General features: G+C 73.1%; 11 protein-coding genes and 1 pseudogene. 4 read left to right on the top strand and 8 right to left on the bottom strand.

Features of this window, described 5'->3' with window-relative positions; all coding sequences use genetic code 11:
• Position 1 precedes the first annotated feature (1 nt).
• Complete coding sequence (locus EAO77_RS23920) at positions 2-775, bottom strand: serine protease (protein WP_147990348.1); 774 nt, start codon at positions 773-775, stop codon at positions 2-4.
• A gap of 264 nt (positions 776-1,039) precedes the next feature.
• On the opposite strand from EAO77_RS23920, the gene EAO77_RS23915 reads away from it, so the two are divergent.
• Positions 1,040-1,933 carry a hypothetical protein gene (locus tag EAO77_RS23915; protein WP_147990347.1) on the top strand — a complete coding sequence of 298 codons (894 nt, stop codon included), beginning with the start codon at positions 1,040-1,042 and terminating at the stop codon, positions 1,931-1,933.
• Between the two features lie 24 nt (positions 1,934-1,957).
• A complete protein-coding gene (locus tag EAO77_RS23910) occupies positions 1,958-3,526 on the top strand; it encodes an ankyrin repeat domain-containing protein (RefSeq protein ID WP_147990346.1) in 1,569 nt (522 codons plus the stop codon).
• A gap of 171 nt (positions 3,527-3,697) precedes the next feature.
• Here EAO77_RS23910 and EAO77_RS23905 read toward each other — a convergent pair whose 3' ends face one another.
• Complete coding sequence (locus tag EAO77_RS23905; protein ID WP_147990345.1) at positions 3,698-5,413, bottom strand: DEAD/DEAH box helicase; 1,716 nt, start codon at positions 5,411-5,413, stop codon at positions 3,698-3,700.
• Between the two features lie 97 nt (positions 5,414-5,510).
• On the bottom strand, positions 5,511-5,714 hold the full coding sequence (locus tag EAO77_RS23900; RefSeq protein WP_005318814.1) for a cold-shock protein: 204 nt from the start codon (positions 5,712-5,714) through the stop codon (positions 5,511-5,513).
• Between the two features lie 445 nt (positions 5,715-6,159).
• On the opposite strand from EAO77_RS23900, the gene EAO77_RS23895 reads away from it, so the two are divergent.
• A complete protein-coding gene (locus tag EAO77_RS23895) occupies positions 6,160-6,450 on the top strand; it encodes a hypothetical protein (RefSeq protein WP_147990344.1) in 291 nt (96 codons plus the stop codon).
• A gap of 33 nt (positions 6,451-6,483) precedes the next feature.
• Here EAO77_RS23895 and EAO77_RS23890 read toward each other — a convergent pair whose 3' ends face one another.
• From EAO77_RS23890 to EAO77_RS23875, 4 genes are all read right to left on the bottom strand, one after another.
• Positions 6,484-7,224: a vWA domain-containing protein gene (locus tag EAO77_RS23890; RefSeq protein ID WP_147990343.1), complete on the bottom strand. Its 741-nt coding sequence runs from the start codon at positions 7,222-7,224 to the stop codon at positions 6,484-6,486.
• Between the two features lie 411 nt (positions 7,225-7,635).
• A complete protein-coding gene (locus EAO77_RS23885) occupies positions 7,636-9,096 on the bottom strand; it encodes a glutamate synthase subunit beta (RefSeq protein WP_147990342.1) in 1,461 nt (486 codons plus the stop codon).
• A complete protein-coding gene (gltB, locus tag EAO77_RS23880; protein ID WP_147990341.1) occupies positions 9,089-13,648 on the bottom strand; it encodes a glutamate synthase large subunit in 4,560 nt (1,519 codons plus the stop codon). The genes EAO77_RS23885 and gltB overlap by 8 nt, the downstream gene beginning before the upstream one ends.
• Positions 13,649-14,157: 509 nt before the next feature.
• Complete coding sequence (locus EAO77_RS23875; protein WP_147990340.1) at positions 14,158-14,886, bottom strand: VIT1/CCC1 transporter family protein; 729 nt, start codon at positions 14,884-14,886, stop codon at positions 14,158-14,160.
• A 231-nt stretch (positions 14,887-15,117) separates the two neighbouring features.
• Between EAO77_RS23875 and EAO77_RS23870 the strand changes: the two are divergent.
• Positions 15,118-15,612, top strand: a pseudogene (locus EAO77_RS23870) (ADP-ribosylglycohydrolase family protein); the annotation flags it as partial.
• Between the two features lie 11 nt (positions 15,613-15,623).
• Here the strand turns inward: EAO77_RS23870 and EAO77_RS23865 are convergent.
• The coding region (locus EAO77_RS23865; protein WP_187283384.1) for an ADP-ribosylglycohydrolase family protein at positions 15,624-15,902 on the bottom strand (279 nt) is incomplete at its 5' end.

Raw genomic sequence — 15,902 nt, 5'->3', positions numbered from 1 at the left:
GCTACAGCGTCGAGGCGGCCGACTTGATGGCGGCCGCGAAGGCGGACACCTCGGTGTAGACGCCGGGGTAGCCGGGCCGTGCGCAGCCCTCGCCCCAGCTCACGATGCCGACCTGGATCCAGGCGCCCGCGTTGTCCCGGCGGAACATCGGGCCGCCGGAGTCGCCCTGGCAGGTGTCGACGCCGCCCTGGGAGTAGCCGGCGCAGATCTCCTCGGCGGGGACCAGGTCGTTGCCGTAGGACTGCCGGCAGGAGGTGTCGGAGACGAACGGGACCTGCGCCTTGAGCAGGTAGCGCTGCTGCGCGCCGCCCTCGCGGGCCGCGCCCCAGCCGGCGACGGTGAACGTGCCGCTGTTGTACGCGCTGGTCTCGGCGATCTTCAGCGTGGGCAGGTTGATCGGCTGGGCGAGCTTGATCAGCGCCCAGTCCTTGCCCTTGCCGTTGTAGCCGGGGGCCTGGAGGACCTTGGTGGAGCGCACCTTGACGGCGCTGGAGCTGTTGAGGTCCACCACGCCGGCGGTGGCGGTGATGCTCGTGTTGTTGCCGGAGCCGTTCACGCAGTGGGCCGCGGTGAGGACGATGTCCTTGGTGTAGAGGGCGCCGCCGCAGCCCATGGAGAGCCGGACCATGAAGGGGAACTCGCCCTGGGCGGCGCGGGTGCCGCCGACGACGGGCGGGGCGGCGGCCGAGGCGGACGAGGGCTGGAGGCTGACGGCGGCGAGGATGACCGCGCCGGCGGCCGCACATCTCTTGAGTGCACGCAGGAGCTGCTTCAACGGACTGCCTTTCGTGGGGGGTTGACCTGTGCGTCCGCGCCGGGGCGTGCGGAGTCACGTGTCCGTGCGCCCGGACCCGTAATGACATGCGCCCGACAAGACGTGAACCGGATTATGGGCAGTGGGTCAGCGGCCCGACAAGGAGCGGGTTTCGGCCACACGCCCCTCGGGGCACACCCCGCACCGGCGCGGCCCGTCCCCGCGGCCGCACGCCGCGGTCGTAGAGTGGACCGCGGGCGGCGGTCGTGTGCAGGGGGTGCGGACGTGGCGAACGGCGGCGAGGTGGTGCGCGGCTTCCCGCACCTCGACACGGTCAGGTCAGCCGTGACGGCCCTGTACCGCAGGCTCTCCGCCGACGGCGTGCAGCGGTTCGCGCCCAGCGTGCTCCCCGGCGACGTGGCCTTCTCGCCCGACGACGACCTGTACCTGGGCACCCAGCGGGTGGCCCGCGCGCTCGTCTCCCATCTGCGGCTCCCCGACGCCCGGATGATCGTGAGCTTCCGGGAGATGGAGCACGCGGCGAGCGTGGAACTGACCGCCGGCCCCGAGTACTTCATCGAGCTCAACAGCCGCTTTCGCAGCCACCGCCGCGACATCGGCGCCGCGCTGGCCCACGAGATCACCCACGTCCTGCTGCACCGGCTCGGACTGTCGTTCCCCGGCACCCGGGACAACGAGATCCTCACCGACACGGTGACGACCTATCTCGGCGCGGGCTGGCTGCTGCTCGACGCGTTCCGCGAGGACGCGCTGACCAGCCAGAAGCTGGGCTACCTCACCCCGGAGGAGTTCGGCTACGTCCTGGCCGGGCGGGCCATGGTCTTCGGCGAGGACCCCTCGACGTGGTTCACCAGCCCGCAGGGCTACCGGGCCTGGACGGCAGGCCGCGCCGAGGCGCTGCGCGACGCACGGCACCCGCCGCTCACCACCGCCGGGCGGGTCGGCCGCCTCCGCTACGCCCGGGAGCGCCGCCACGCCCTCGCCGGGCACCCGGCGGGCACGGGGCCCGAGGACGCCTACGCCTTCGAACAGGGCCCCGGCGGACTGCGGGTCTCCTTCCCGTGCACCATCTGCCACCAGCGGATCCGGGTGCCGGTCAGCGGCCGGGTGCGGGCCCGCTGCGGCCTGTGCCGGACGGTTCTCGAATGCGACACCTGACCCCCGATCCGTAGGGTCGGGGGTATGGACGACGCACAGACCGGCCGGGCGCACGCACTCTTCGAGGCGCTGTACGGGGGTACCGAGGACAGCGTCCTCGCGCTGCTGCGCGCGGGCGCCCCCGCGGAGGCGACCGACGAGGAGGGGCAGACACCGCTCTACCTGGCGGCCGTCGCGGGCGAGCCGGGCATCGTCCGGCTCCTGCTCGTCGCGGGCGCGGACCCGGACCGCGCCTGCGGACCCGACCGTGACGACCTGCCGCTGTGCGGGGCCGCCGTCGGCGGCCACACCGAGGTCGTCCGGGCCCTGCTCGCCGCCGGCGCCTCGCCCGACCTGCGGGAGTCGCTCGGCTTCACGGCGCTCGCCTGGGCCGTCGGACAGGGCCACGCCGGCACCGTCGAGGCCCTGCTGGAGCACGGCGCGGACCCGGACCTGGCCTGCCCCGGCGGCGAGGCGCCGCTGGTGGTCGCGGCCCGGCGCGGCTCCCCGTCGACCGTGCGGGCCCTGCTGCGGCACGGGGCCGGCTCCCGGACCGAGGCCCTCGACGAGGCCCGCGCGTGGCTGGGCCGGGACGTGGAGACCTCGCTGCGGGAGGCGTTGCTCACCGCCTACGGGCAGGACGCCGGGACCGTCTCGCGGCGGGTGGCGGAGGACGGCGGGGTCACGGTGATCGTGGAGGTGCTGCGCGACGGCCGCCCGGCGGCGGGGAACGAGCAGCAGACCGGGCACGGCGCGATCGCCACGCTGCTGGAGGCGGAGCTGGGCGTCCGCACGCCCTACGCGACCCTCGCCGAACGCGCGCTGCGGGAGGGGGACCCGGAGCGGGACGACTGGATCGAGTCGGTGACGGCGCTGTGGCGGCGCGGCGACGAGGAGACGTTCCAGGCCGCGGCCGCCTGGTGCGCGAGCGACGACCCGCTGCGCCGGGCGTTCGCCGCGGACGTGCTGTCCGAGCTCGGGTTCGCCGGTGCCGGGGCGGACCCGGCGGCCGGGCGGGTGCTGCGCGCCCGGGACGGGACCGTGCGTCACGCGGACGGCGTCGAGCGCCCGTTCGCGGCGCGCGCCCTGCCGCTGCTGCGGGAGCTGTCCCGGGAGGCCGGTGACCCGGAACTGGTGCAGGCGGCCGTCAACGCGCTCGGCCACTACGCCGATCCGGCGGCCGTCGCGGACATCGTGCGGCACGCCGCACACCCCGCCGCGCCGGTGCGCCGCAGGGTGGCCACGGCCCTGTGCGGCCTGGTCGCCGGCGACGACGCGGAGGGGCTCGCGGCCCTGATCACGCTCGGCGCGGACCCGGACGCGGAGGTCAGGGACTGGGCGACGACGGGCCTCGCGGGGGTCGCCGCGGACACCCCGGAGATACGCGCGGCACTGGCCGCCCGCCTCGACGACCCGCATCCGGACACCGCCGCCGAGGCGGCACGGGGCCTGGCGATCCGTCAGGACCCGCGCGCCGAGGCGGCGCTCTCCCGCCTGCTGGCCGACCAGCCGCCGAAGACCCACGCCCACCGCACGGCGACGGACGCCGTCGGCCACCTGACGGACCCCCGCCTCCGCGCCCGCCTGGAATCCATCACCCCCCGGCGCCCCTGAGGACGGGTGCGGCCCGCGGGGCACGGGCCCGGCCGGACAGCCCGACGGCAGCACGCGCGGCACCGCCCGTCCTGCCTCTGCCGCCCCTGCTGCCGCGCAGCCGTCCCGCCGCACAGCACGACGCGGGCCGGTCTCCCCGAAGGGAGGCCGGCCCGCGTCGGGGCGGAACACTCAGGCGGCGCCGGTCCCCCGGGCGCGGCGGGTCCGCGAGCGGGGGCCGCCACGGCCCTCGCCCTGCGCCCCGGAGGCGGAAGCGGCACCGGCGCCGCGCCGGCCCTCGCCCTGACCGCCGCCGGCGGACGCGCGGCCCGCACCCGCTCCTCGGCGGGACGGCCTCGCCGTCTCGCCCTGCCCGCCGGCGGACGCCCCGCCGGACGCGGCCGTGCCGCGCCCCGTCCTGGGCGCCGCCTGGCGCTGCGCCGTACCGCTCTCGGTGCGCCTGCGCCCGCCGCGGGAGGAACGCCGGCGGGTGGACGTCCCCGCGCCGTCCGACGGCGCGGCCGCCTGCTGCGGGATCTCGATGGTCACCGGCACGCCGGACGGCTCGCGGGCGCCGGTCAGGCGGGTGAGCTCCTCGTCCGACGAGGAGAGCCGCGTGGACTTCGGCGCTATGCCCGCGTCCGCCATGAGGCGGGTGATCTCACGCCGCTGGGCGGGCAGCACGAGCGTGACCACGCTGCCGGACTCGCCCGCGCGGGCCGTGCGCCCGCCGCGGTGCACATAGTCCTTGTGGTCGACGGGCGGGTCGACGTTGACGACCAGGTCGAGATCGTCGACGTGGATGCCGCGGGCCGCCACGTTGGTGGCGACGAGCGCGGTGACCTGCCCGTTCTTGAACTGGTCGAGGGTGCGGTTGCGCTGCGGCTGGGAACGGCCGCCGTGCAGGGCGGCCGCCCGCACACCGCTGGCCAGCAGACGCTTCGCGAAGCGGTCGGCGGACCGCTTGGTGTCCACGAAGAGGATCACCCGTCCGTCGCGGGCGGCGATCCGCAGGGCGACGGCCTTCTTCTCGGTCTCGTCGGCGATGTGCAGCACATGGTGCTCCATCGTCGTGACCGCACCGGCCGACGGGTCGACCGAGTGCACCACCGGGTCGGTGAGGAACATCCGCACGAGCCGGTCGATGTTCTTGTCCAGCGTGGCGGAGAACAGCATCCGCTGGCCGTCCGGCTCGACCTGCTTGATCAGCTTGGTGACCTGCGGCATGAAGCCCATGTCGGCCATCTGGTCGGCCTCGTCCAGGACGGTCACCGACACCTGGTCGAGTCGGCAGTCGCCGCGGTCCACCAGGTCGATCAGCCGTCCGGGCGTCGCCACCAGCACCTCGGCGCCCCGGCGCAGGGTGCCCGCCTGCTTGCCGATCGACAGCCCGCCGACCACGGTCGCGAGGCGCAGCTGCACGGAGGTGGCGTACGGGGTGAGGGCGTCCGTGACCTGCTGGGCGAGTTCACGGGTGGGCACCAGGACGAGCGCGAGCGGCGCCCCGGGCTCGGCGCGGCGGCCGGCGGTGCGGGCGAGCAGCGCCAGCCCGAAGGCGAGCGTCTTGCCGGAGCCGGTGCGCCCGCGCCCCAGGAGGTCGCGGCCCGCGAGCGAGTTCGGCAGGGTGGCGGCCTGGATGGGGAACGGCTCGGTGACGCCCTGGGCCGCGAGCGTCTTCAGCAGCGCGGCGGGCATCTCCAGCTCGTCGAACGCCTCCACGGCGGGCAGCGCCGGGGTGACGGTCTCGGGCAGCGTGAATTCCTGCGGCGGCGCCACGGGGCGGGCGGCGCCCTTGGAGCGGCCGCCCTTGCCTGCGGACCCCTGGGTGCGCGCGGTGCCGCGCGCGGGGCGGGAGTCCGTACGGGATTCGGTCGGGCGCTTGCGTGCCGGGCGTTCGGAGCGGTTCATGTACGAGAAATGCCTTCCAGGCCCTGGGACAGGGACGAGCCGGGGCCCGCACCGTGCGGTGCGGGCCCCGGCTGCGATGAAGCGGGTCCTCCGGCGATCAGGCCGGGAGGATGTTCTCCGCCTGCGGGCCCTTCTGGCCCTGCGTGACGTCGAAGGTCACCTTCTGGCCTTCCTGGAGCTCACGGAAGCCCGAGGTGGCGATGTTGGAGTAGTGGGCGAAGACGTCGGCGCCGCCGCCGTCCTGCTCGATGAAGCCGAAGCCCTTTTCCGAGTTGAACCACTTCACGGTTCCAGTTGCCATGTCATTCTCCTCAAACGGGGCAAGCCGGGAATCCACACCTCGTGGACTCCCCGTCGCTGCATTGACCCCATCCGGAGAATCCGGAAACAAAACATGCGCCTGACGAAGCATTCCCGTCAGGCGCACACAAAGTTCATGGGTACCAAAACTGCAACGTCGCTACCGTAGCACGAATCGTCACGGACACCCTGTGTTCCGCCTCACGCCCGGTGGAGATGGCCAGGTCACTCCCCTGATCGGGCCCCGGATCGCCCCGCGGGTCGCACCGTGGCACCGGCGGCGGCGGACCGTTTGCAGCGGTGGGCCGGGGCGCCGGGGCGCGGTACGAGCCGTCCTCCGGACGGATGCAGACGGCGGTTTCCGGTGGTGTGCTGGAAGCAGGCCGGGTACCGGGCCGCCGCCGGGGCGACGGGGGGTGCGGGACCCGTCGTCGAGGAGTGGCGAGATGACGATCTTCATGCACGCGACACTGCCGGGCGTCACGCCCGCGCAGTACGACGCGCTCAACGCGGAACTGCGGTCACTGCCGGGCGACACGTTCGCCGGGTGCCTCTCGCACACCTGCGTGCCGTCGGAGGCGGGGATCGAGATCTACGACGTGTGGGAGTCCGAGGAGGCGATGGACACGTTCGCCGCGGTGGTCATGCCGGTGGCCGAGAAGCAGGGGCTGCCCGCGGGGCCGGAACGCCCCCGGACGCGGCAGGTGCACAACTTCTGGATCCCCGGGGCAGCCTGACGCCCGGGACGCACCGCGCGCGGCGGGGCGGGCTCAGCTCACGATGCCCTGGGCGCGTGCGGCCGCGAGCCAGCGCGGGAACTCGGCCACCAGCCGGTCGTACAGCTCGTCGTCCGGCACCCGCCTCGGGTCCTCGCCCGCGTGGAAGAAGCCCGCGTTGTCGACGGGACGCCTGGCGGGCACGGCGAGGTCGTCGAGCCGGCGCAGGAAGTCGAACTGCGAGCTGCGCTTGTCGCCGAAGCCGACGAACTGCCAGAACAGCGGCAGCCTGGCGGCCTTGCAGAGGTAGCGCTCGGCCGCGTGCTTGCTGATCGGTCCGCCGTCGGTCTGGAAGACGACGAGCGCGGGGGCGGTCGAACCGCTGTCGAGGTAGTGGTCGATGACGGCGTCCATCGCCAGGTGGTAGCTGGTCCTGCCCATGTGCCCGAGTCCGGCGACGATCCGGTCGATACGGCCGTGGTGGTCGTCGAGGGCGATGTCGGTGACGGCGTCGACGTCCGTGGAGAAGAAGACCACCGGCACGACGCCGTCGTCGTCGAGATGGGCCGACAGCCCGAGCACCCGGTCGGCGAGCGCCTGGACACTGCCGTCCCGGTAGTAGTCCTTCATCGACCCCGAGTAGTCGACCACCAGGTACACGGCGGCGCGCTGCCCGTCCATGCCGTGCTTGCGCAGGCTCACCCCGGCGCTCTTGTACAGCGACACGATCCGGGGCGCACGCTCCTCGACCTTGCGCAGACCGATCGCCGGGCCGGGAGTGGTCTGCGTGGTCATGGGGCGTGCCTCCGTGTTCGCGTCCACTGTCCTGTTCGTCCGACGATATCCGGTCACACGCGGCGCCAACGAGGCCCTTGCCGAAGGAGGTTGCCCCTCGTCGGCGCCGCCGCACCCCCGGAGGTCGCCGCACGAGGTCGTACCTGTCAGCCGCCGCCGACCGCGACCCGCGCGGCGAGGGGCGCCCCGGCGCTGACGGTGCGCCGGTGGAGCCACCGCGTGCCGGTGTCGCGCGCGACCGCGTCCGCCGCCCCCGGACATACCACGGCGCCTGCCGAATCCGGTCGGGGACGAGGCAGGCGCCGTGTTCAGTTCCGCACGCCGTTGTACGGGACGTCATGGGGTTGTCCGCGCGACGCGGCCGGGGCCGGTCGTGCGTTCCGGCCGTGGGGCCGGGGCGTGCTCGGGTCGTCAGACCGTGAGCGCGCGGTCGGTCGGGCGGATCGGCGCCGGGAGGGCGCTCGCTCCCGTGAGGAAGCGGTCGACGCCGCGTGCCGCCGAGCGGCCCTCGGCGATCGCCCACACGATCAGCGACTGGCCGCGGCCCGCGTCTCCGGCGACGTAGACGCCGTCGACGTTGGTGGCGAAGTCCGCGTCGCGCGCGATGTTGCCGCGCTCGTCGAGCTCCAGGCCGAACTGCTGGACCAGGCCGTTGGACTGGTCCGTGCCCGTGAAGCCCATCGCCAGCGTGACCAGCTGTGCCGGAATCCTCCGCTCGGTGCCGGGCTTCTGGGTCAGCTTACCGTCAACGAACTCGACCTCGACCAGGTGGAGGAACTGGACGTTGCCGTCCTCGTCGCCCTCGAAGTGGGTGGTGGAGACGGAGTAGACCCGCTCGCCGCCCTCCTCGTGGGCCGAGGTGACCTTGTACAGCATGGGGAAGGTCGGCCAGGGCTGGCCGGCGACCCGCTCCTCGCCCGGGCGGGGCATGATCTCCAGCTGGGTGACCGAGGCGGCGCCCTGGCGGTGGGCGGTGCCCACGCAGTCGGCGCCGGTGTCGCCGCCGCCGATGACGACGACGTGCTTGCCCTCGGCGGTGAGCGGGGGCGCCACGAAGTCGCCCTCCTGCACCTTGTTGGCGAGCGGCAGGTACTCCATGGCGAAGTGGATGCCGTTCAGCTCGCGGCCGGGGACGGGCAGGTCGCGGGAGACGGTGGCGCCCGCGGCCACGACGACCGCGTCGTAGCGGCGGCGCAGCGCGTCAGCCGGCATGTCGGTGCCGATCTCGACCTCGGTGCGGAACTTGGTGCCCTCCGCACGCATCTGCTCGATGCGCCGGTTGATGTGCACCTTCTCCATCTTGAACTCGGGGATGCCGTAGCGCAGCAGGCCGCCGATGCGGTCGGCGCGCTCGTACACGACCACGGTGTGGCCGGCCCGGGTCAGCTGCTGGGCGGCGGCGAGGCCGGCCGGGCCGGAGCCGATGACGGCGACGGTCTTGCCGGACAGGCGCTCCGGCGGCTGCGGGGTGACGTCGCCGGAGTCCCATGCCTTGTCGATGATGGAGACTTCGACGTTCTTGATGGTGACGGCCGGCTGGTTGATGCCGAGGACGCACGCGGCCTCGCAGGGCGCGGGGCACAGCCGCCCGGTGAACTCCGGGAAGTTGTTCGTCGCGTGCAGGCGCTCGGACGCCGCCGACCAGTCCTCGCGGTAGGCGTAGTCGTTCCACTCGGGGATGAGGTTCCCGAGGGGACAGCCGTTGTGGCAGAACGGGATGCCGCAGTCCATGCAGCGCCCGGCCTGCTTGCTGATGATCGGCAGCAGGGAACCGGGGACGTAGACCTCGTTCCAGTCCTTGACGCGCTCCTCGACGGGGCGGGTCTCGGCGACCTCGCGCCCGGTGGTCAGGAAGCCCTTGGGGTCAGCCATTGGTCGCCGCCTCCATCATCTTCTCGGTGGTCTCCTGCTCGGTGAGACCGGCGAGCTCAGCGGCGTCCTTGGCGGCGAGCACTGCCTTGTACGTGGTCGGGATGATCTTGCTGAACCGGCCGGCGCTGGTGTCCCAGTCGGCCAGCAGCTTCTCGGCGACGGTGGAGCCCGTCTCCTCGTGGTGGCGGCGCACGACGTCGTGCAGCCACTGCTTGTCGGCGTCGGACGGGGTCTCGATCGCCTGCAGGTTGCCGGAGTTGACGTTGTCCCGGTCGAGGTCGACGACGTACGCGATGCCGCCGGACATGCCCGCCGCGAAGTTGCGGCCGGTCTCGCCGAGGACGACCGCGTGTCCGCCGGTCATGTACTCGCAGCCGTGGTCGCCCACGCCCTCGGAGACGACCAGCGCGCCGGAGTTGCGGACGCAGAAGCGTTCGCCGGTGCGGCCGCGCAGGAACATCTCGCCGCCGGTCGCGCCGTAGCCGATGGTGTTGCCGGCGATGGTCGAGTACTCGGCGAGGTGGTCGGCGCCGCGGTCCGGGCGGACGATCACGCGGCCGCCGGACAGGCCCTTGCCGACGTAGTCGTTGGCGTCGCCCTCCAGTCGCAGCGTGACGCCGCGCGGCACGAAGGCGCCGAAGGACTGGCCGGCGGAGCCGGTGAAGGTGATGTCGATCGTGTCGTCGGGCAGGCCCGCACCGCCGAACCGCTTGGTCACCTCGTGGCCGAGCATGGTGCCGACGGTCCGGTTGATGTTGCGGATGGCGACCTGCGCGCGGACCGGCTGTGCGCCCTCGGCCGTGGCCGCGTTCAGTGCCTCGGCGGCGAGCTCGATCAGCTCGTTGTCGAGGGCCTTCTCCAGGCCGTGGTCCTGCGCGGTCACCTGGTGGCGCACCGCGCCCTCGGGCAGCTCGGGCACGTGGAACAGCGGCGCGAGGTCGAGGCCCTGGGCCTTCCAGTGGCTGACGGCACGCGTGGTGTCCAGCAGCTCGGCGTGGCCGACGGCCTCCTCGATGCTCCGGAAGCCCAGCTCGGCGAGGATCTCGCGGACCTCCTCGGCGATGAACTGGAAGAAGTTGACGACGAACTCGGCCTTGCCGGAGAACCGCTCGCGCAGCACCGGGTTCTGGGTGGCGATGCCGACCGGGCAGGTGTCCAGGTGGCAGACGCGCATCATGACGCAGCCGGAGACGACCAGCGGGGCGGTCGCGAAACCGAACTCCTCGGCGCCGAGCAGCGCGGCGATGACGACGTCGCGGCCGGTCTTGAGCTGGCCGTCGGTCTGCACGACGATGCGGTCGCGCAGGCCGTTGAGCAGCAGCGTCTGCTGGGTCTCGGCGAGGCCGAGCTCCCAGGGGCCGCCCGCGTGCTTCAGGGAGGTCAGCGGGGAGGCGCCCGTTCCGCCGTCGTGGCCGGAGATGAGGACGACGTCCGCGTGGGCCTTGGAGACACCGGCGGCGACCGTGCCGACGCCGACCTCGGAGACCAGCTTCACGTGGATGCGGGCGGCCGGGTTGGCGTTCTTGAGGTCGTGGATCAGCTGGGCGAGATCCTCGATGGAGTAGATGTCGTGGTGCGGCGGCGGCGAGATGAGGCCGACGCCGGGCGTCGAGTGACGCGTCTTGGCGACCCACGGGTAGACCTTGTGGCCGGGCAGCTGGCCGCCCTCGCCGGGCTTGGCGCCCTGGGCCATCTTGATCTGGATGTCGTCGGCGTTGACGAGGTACTCGCTGGTGACGCCGAAGCGGCCGGAGGCGACCTGCTTGATGGAGGAACGGCGCTCCGGGTCGTACAGGCGCTCCGGGTCCTCGCCGCCCTCGCCGGTGTTGGACTTGCCGCCCAGCTGGTTCATGGCGACGGCGAGCGTCTCGTGCGCCTCCTTGGAGATGGAGCCGTACGACATGGCGCCGGTGGAGAAGCGCTTGACGATCTCGGAGACGGGCTCGACCTCGTCGACGGGGATCGACGGGCGGTCGGAGGTGAAGCCGAACAGGCCGCGGAGCGTCATCAGGCGCTCGGACTGCTCGTTCACCCGGTCCGTGTACTTCTTGAAGATGTCGTACCGCTTGGTGCGCGTGGCGTGCTGCAGGCGGAAGACGGTCTCCGGGTCGAACAGGTGCGGCTCGCCCTCGCGGCGCCACTGGTACTCGCCGCCGATCTCCAGCGCGCGGTGCGCGGAGGGGATGCCGGTGGCGGGGTACGCCTTGGCGTGCCGGGCGGCGACCTCCTTGGCGACGACGTCGAGTCCGGCGCCGCCGATCTTGGTGGCGGTGCCGTTGAAGTACTTCTCCACGAAGGCGTCCTCGAGGCCGACGGCCTCGAAGACCTGCGCGCCCCGGTAGGAGGCGACGGTGGAGATGCCCATCTTGGACATGACCTTCAGGACGCCCTTGCCGAGGGCGTAGATCAGGTTGCGGATGGCCTGCTCGGGCTCCAGGCCGTCGATGAAGGTGCCCGCGCGGACGAGGTCCTCGACGGACTCCATCGCCAGGTACGGGTTGACCGCCGCGGCGCCGTAGCCGATGAGCAGGGCGACGTGGTGCACCTCGCGGACGTCGCCGGCCTCGACCAGCAGGCCCACCTGGGTGCGCTGCTTGGTGCGGATGAGGTGGTGGTGCACGGCGGAGGTGAGCAGCAGCGAGGGGATCGGCGCGTGCTCGGCGTCGGAGTGCCGGTCGGAGAGCACGATGAGCCGGGCGCCGTTCTCGATGGCGGCGTCGGCCTCGGTGCAGATCTCCTCGATCCGGGCGGCCAGTGCGTCGCCACCGCCGGAGACCCGGTAGAGGCCGGAGAGCGTGGCGGCCTTCATGCCGGGCATGTCGCCGTCGGCGTTGATGTGGATGAGCTTGGCCAGCTCGTCGTTGTCGATCACCGGGAACGGCAGGGTGACGCTGCGACAGGACGCGGCGGTCGGCTCCAGCAGGTTGCCCTGGGGGCCGAGCGAGGAGTACAGCGAGGTGACGAGCTCCTCGCGGATGGCGTCCAGCGGGGGGTTGGTGACCTGCGCGAACAGCTGGGTGAAGTAGTCGAAGAGCAGCCGCGGGCGCTCGGACAGGGCCGCGATCGGGGAGTCCGTGCCCATGGAGCCCAGCGGCTCGCCGCCGGTGCGGGCCATCGGCGCCAGGATGATGCGCAGCTCCTCCTCGGTGTAGCCGAAGGTCTGCTGGCGGCGGGTGACGGAGGCGTGGGTGTGGACGATGTGCTCGCGCTCGGGCAGGTCCTCGAGCTCGATCTCGCCGGTCTCCAGCCACTCCTCGTACGGGTTCTCCGCGGCGAGGGCCGACTTGATCTCGTCGTCCTCGATGATGCGGTGCTCGGCGGTGTCGACGAGGAACATCCGGCCGGGCTGGAGGCGGCCCTTGCGGACGACCTTCGCGGGGTCGATGTCGAGGACGCCGACCTCGGAGGAGAGCACGACGAGGCCGTCGTCGGTGACCCAGTAGCGGCCGGGGCGCAGACCGTTGCGGTCGAGGACCGCGCCGACCTGGGTGCCGTCGGTGAAGGTGACGCAGGCCGGGCCGTCCCAGGGCTCCATCATCGTGGAGTGGTACTGGTAGAAGGCGCGCCGGGCCGGGTCCATGGAGTCGTGGTTCTCCCACGCCTCGGGGACCATCATCAGCACCGAGTGGGGCAGGGACCGCCCGCCGAGGTGGAGCAGCTCCAGGACCTCGTCGAAGGAGGCGGAGTCGGAGGCATCCGGGGTGCAGATCGGGAAGATGCGCTCCAGGCTGCCCTCGCGGAAGAGGTCCGAGCCGAGCTGGGACTCACGGGCGCGCATCCAGTTGCGGTTGCCCTTGACCGTGTTGATCTCGCCGTTGTGCGCGACGAAGCGGTACGGGTGGGCCAGCGGCCAGCTCGGGAAGGTGTTGGTGGAGAACCGGGAGTGCACGAGGGCGACGGCGGTGGCGCAGCGCCGGTCGGACAGGTCCGGGAAGAAGGGCTCCAGCTGGCCGGTGGTCAGCATGCCCTTGTAGACGATGGTGCGGGCGGAGAGCGACGGGAAGTACACGCCCGCCTCGCGCTCGGCGCGCTTGCGCAGCACGAACGCCTTGCGGTCCAGCGCGATGCCGGAGTTCTCGCCGTCGGCGACGAAGAGCTGGCGGAAGGCCGGCATGGTGGCGCGGGCGCCGTTGCCGAGCAGTTCGGGGGCGACGGGGACCTCGCGCCAGCCGAGGACGGTGAGGCCCTCCTCGGCGGCGGCGGTCTCGATCCGCGAGACGGCCTCGGCGCTGTCCTCCGCCGGCAGGAAGGCGATGCCGACGGCGTAGGAGCCGGCCTCGGGGAGGTCGAATCCGGCCACCTCGCGCAGGAACGCGTCGGGGACCTGGAGGAGGATGCCCGCACCGTCGCCGGAGTCGGGCTCGGAGCCGGTGGCGCCGCGGTGCTCGAGGTTCCGCAGTACGGTCAGCGCCTGCTCGACCAGCTCATGGCTGGCTACACCGGTGAGGGTGGCCACGAACCCGACACCGCAGGCGTCGTGTTCGTTACGGGGGTCGTACATCCCCTGGGGGGCGGGGCGACCGTCCATGGGCGACCAGGCGTCGGAACGCATCGGCTCTCCCGTCGTCGTCGTGGCATGTGCAGTGCCGAGGGACGACGTTGGCCCTGGCGAAATTTCGTGCAGGTTACATGATGGAGTGCTTCTCGGAAAGCGGATAGACCATTCCAGCATGCGGACACCGCTGAGCGCGGTGACAAGGGGTCCCGGGGCGAACGAACCGGATGAAGGGGACGGATCGCGGTACCGGAGGACCGGCGCGGACAGGCTTCGTTGCCCGGAGCGCTTCCGGCTCATGCCCGGTGGTTGCGAGGACGAAACCACTGGGTAACGGCTACCTATGTTGTGCCTTGCATAGTGTCTCACTGTTGCGCCGCTCGGCGGAGGGGACGTACGTCACAGGGTCGGCGACGGAGCGGCAAAGCGCGACCGCACCGGCCCCTGAGCCGGGGGCGGCGCGGTCGCGTCCCGCCGCGAGGGGCGACGGGCCCGGCAGGGTCGGGGTGCRGGTGGGGCCCGGTGGGGAGCCGGACGGCGGGGACGGGGTGCGGGTGCGGGCCCGGCTAGACCGCGGCGCCGATCAGCATGCCGAGGCCGTAGGTGACCGCCGCGGCGGCGCCGCCGAGCGCCAGCTGGCGCATGCCGCTGAACAGCCAGCCGCGGGCCGTGACCTTCGCCACCAGGGCGCCGCAGGCGAACAGTCCGACGAGGGCGAGCAGCACGGCGGGCCACAGGGCGCTCGCCCCGAGCAGGTAGGGCAGCACGGGCAGCAGCGCGCCGAGTGCGAACGACCCGAAGGACGAGACGGCGGCGACGGTGGGCGAGGGCAGGTCGTCGGGGTCGATGCCGAGCTCCTCGCGGGCGTGGATCTCCAGGGCCTGCTCGGGATCCCGGGAGAGCTGCATCGCCACCTCGCGGGCGAGCTCGGGATCCACGCCCCGGGCGGTGTAGAGGGCGGCGAGCTCCTCCATCTCGTCCACGGGGTGCTTGCGCAGCTCACGGCGCTCGACGTCGAGCTCGGCCTGGACCAGCTCGCGCTGCGAGGCGACCGAGGTGTACTCCCCCGCCGCCATCGAGAACGCGCCCGCCGCCAGCCCGGCGAGGCCCGTGACGACGATCGTCTGCTGCGAGGCCGCGCCGCCTGCGACGCCGGTCATCAGCGCCAGGTTGGAGACCAGTCCGTCCATCGCCCCGAAAACCGCCGGACGCAGCCAGCCCCCGTTCACGTCGCGGTGGGTGTGGTTGTCGCGGTGCGCCTCGTGCAGCGCGGCCTCGGTCTCGATGATGGACACAGCTCTCCCCTCTCGACCGCGGCCTGGTGCGCCGCGGCCCTCTGACCTCGAAAGTACGCCCGATGTAAGGGGCGCGCCAGCAAGGCAGGCCGTACTTACCTGGGGCCCGGAGGGAGTCGCCGGCGGCTCCCGGCGTACGCCGGGTCGGGTGACAGAAACGTTTCTCTGATGCGGGCCGGGCGGAGCGTGGCACACATCCGGGACCAGGCTCGCGCGCGCGAAAGGGCCCTCATGGAGCTGCTGACCGAGACGTACACCGAAGGGCGGTCCACCGTCCCGGTGTCCGCCCCCGCCACGGCCGTCGCCCCGCCCGCGGACCGTGCCGACCGGGCGCGCGGGGCGCTGCTCGGTCTCGCGGTGGGCGACGCCCTCGGCGCCCCCGCCGAGAACATGCGGCCGTCCGAGATCCGCCGCCGCTGGGGCCGTATCGAGGGCTTCGTCAGCGACGACCCGGCCGGCACCGACGACACCGAGTACGCCATCCTCTCCGGCCTGCTGCTCGCCCGGCACGGCTCGGAGCTGACCGTCGCCCATGTCGAGGCCGCCTGGCACGAGTGGATCGCGGACCGGGACGAGGGGCCGTTCCGCGGGGCCGGCTTCAGCGAACGCGGCACGCTGGAGAACCTGCGGCGGGGGCTGGCCGCGCCGATCTCCGCCCAGCACCGGCACGCCTGGAGCGACGGGCTGGCGATGCGCGCGGCCCCCTTCGGCGTCTTCGCGGCCGGCTGCGGGGGCGGTCATGAGGTCTGCGTCTGCGGGGTCAGGAGCGCGGCCACGTCGAGGACGTGCCGGCCGCGCATCGAGGGCAGGCAGCTGCCGCGTACCGGGCCGATCGCGCCGGCCCACTCGGGCGGGATCGCGCCCGCGCCCCGGACCGCTCCGGCGAGCGCGCCGGCGACGGCCGCGGTGGTGTCGGCGTCCCGGCCCATGTTGACGGCCGTCAGCACCGAGAGGCGGAAGTCGCCTCGTGCCGCCGCGAACGCGCCGAACGCGAGCCCCACGGCCTCGGGCGCCAG

It is taken from the genome of Streptomyces sp. T39 (genome assembly GCF_008042045.1).
Classification (GTDB): Bacteria; Actinomycetota; Actinomycetes; order Streptomycetales; family Streptomycetaceae; genus Streptomyces.
The sequence above is the reverse complement of the archived record's forward strand: the minus strand, read 5'-3'. Positions and strand labels throughout refer to the sequence as shown.

What these genes read in the sequence shown, in the direction of transcription:
- EAO77_RS23905 (WP_147990345.1), bottom strand. Translation starts at nt 5,413, where the DNA reads ATGAACCGCTCCGAACGCCCGGCACGCAAGCGCCCGACCGAATCCCGT.
- EAO77_RS23885 (WP_147990342.1), bottom strand. Translation starts at nt 9,096, where the DNA reads ATGGCTGACCCCAAGGGCTTCCTGACCACCGGGCGCGAGGTCGCCGAG.
- gltB (WP_147990341.1), bottom strand. Translation starts at nt 13,648, where the DNA reads ATGCGTTCCGACGCCTGGTCGCCCATGGACGGTCGCCCCGCCCCCCAG.
- EAO77_RS23890 (WP_147990343.1), bottom strand. Translation starts at nt 7,224, where the DNA reads ATGACCACGCAGACCACTCCCGGCCCGGCGATCGGTCTGCGCAAGGTC.
- EAO77_RS23900 (WP_005318814.1), bottom strand. Translation starts at nt 5,714, where the DNA reads ATGGCAACTGGAACCGTGAAGTGGTTCAACTCGGAAAAGGGCTTCGGC.
- EAO77_RS23910 (WP_147990346.1), top strand. Translation starts at nt 1,958, where the DNA reads ATGGACGACGCACAGACCGGCCGGGCGCACGCACTCTTCGAGGCGCTG.
- EAO77_RS23895 (WP_147990344.1), top strand. Translation starts at nt 6,160, where the DNA reads ATGACGATCTTCATGCACGCGACACTGCCGGGCGTCACGCCCGCGCAG.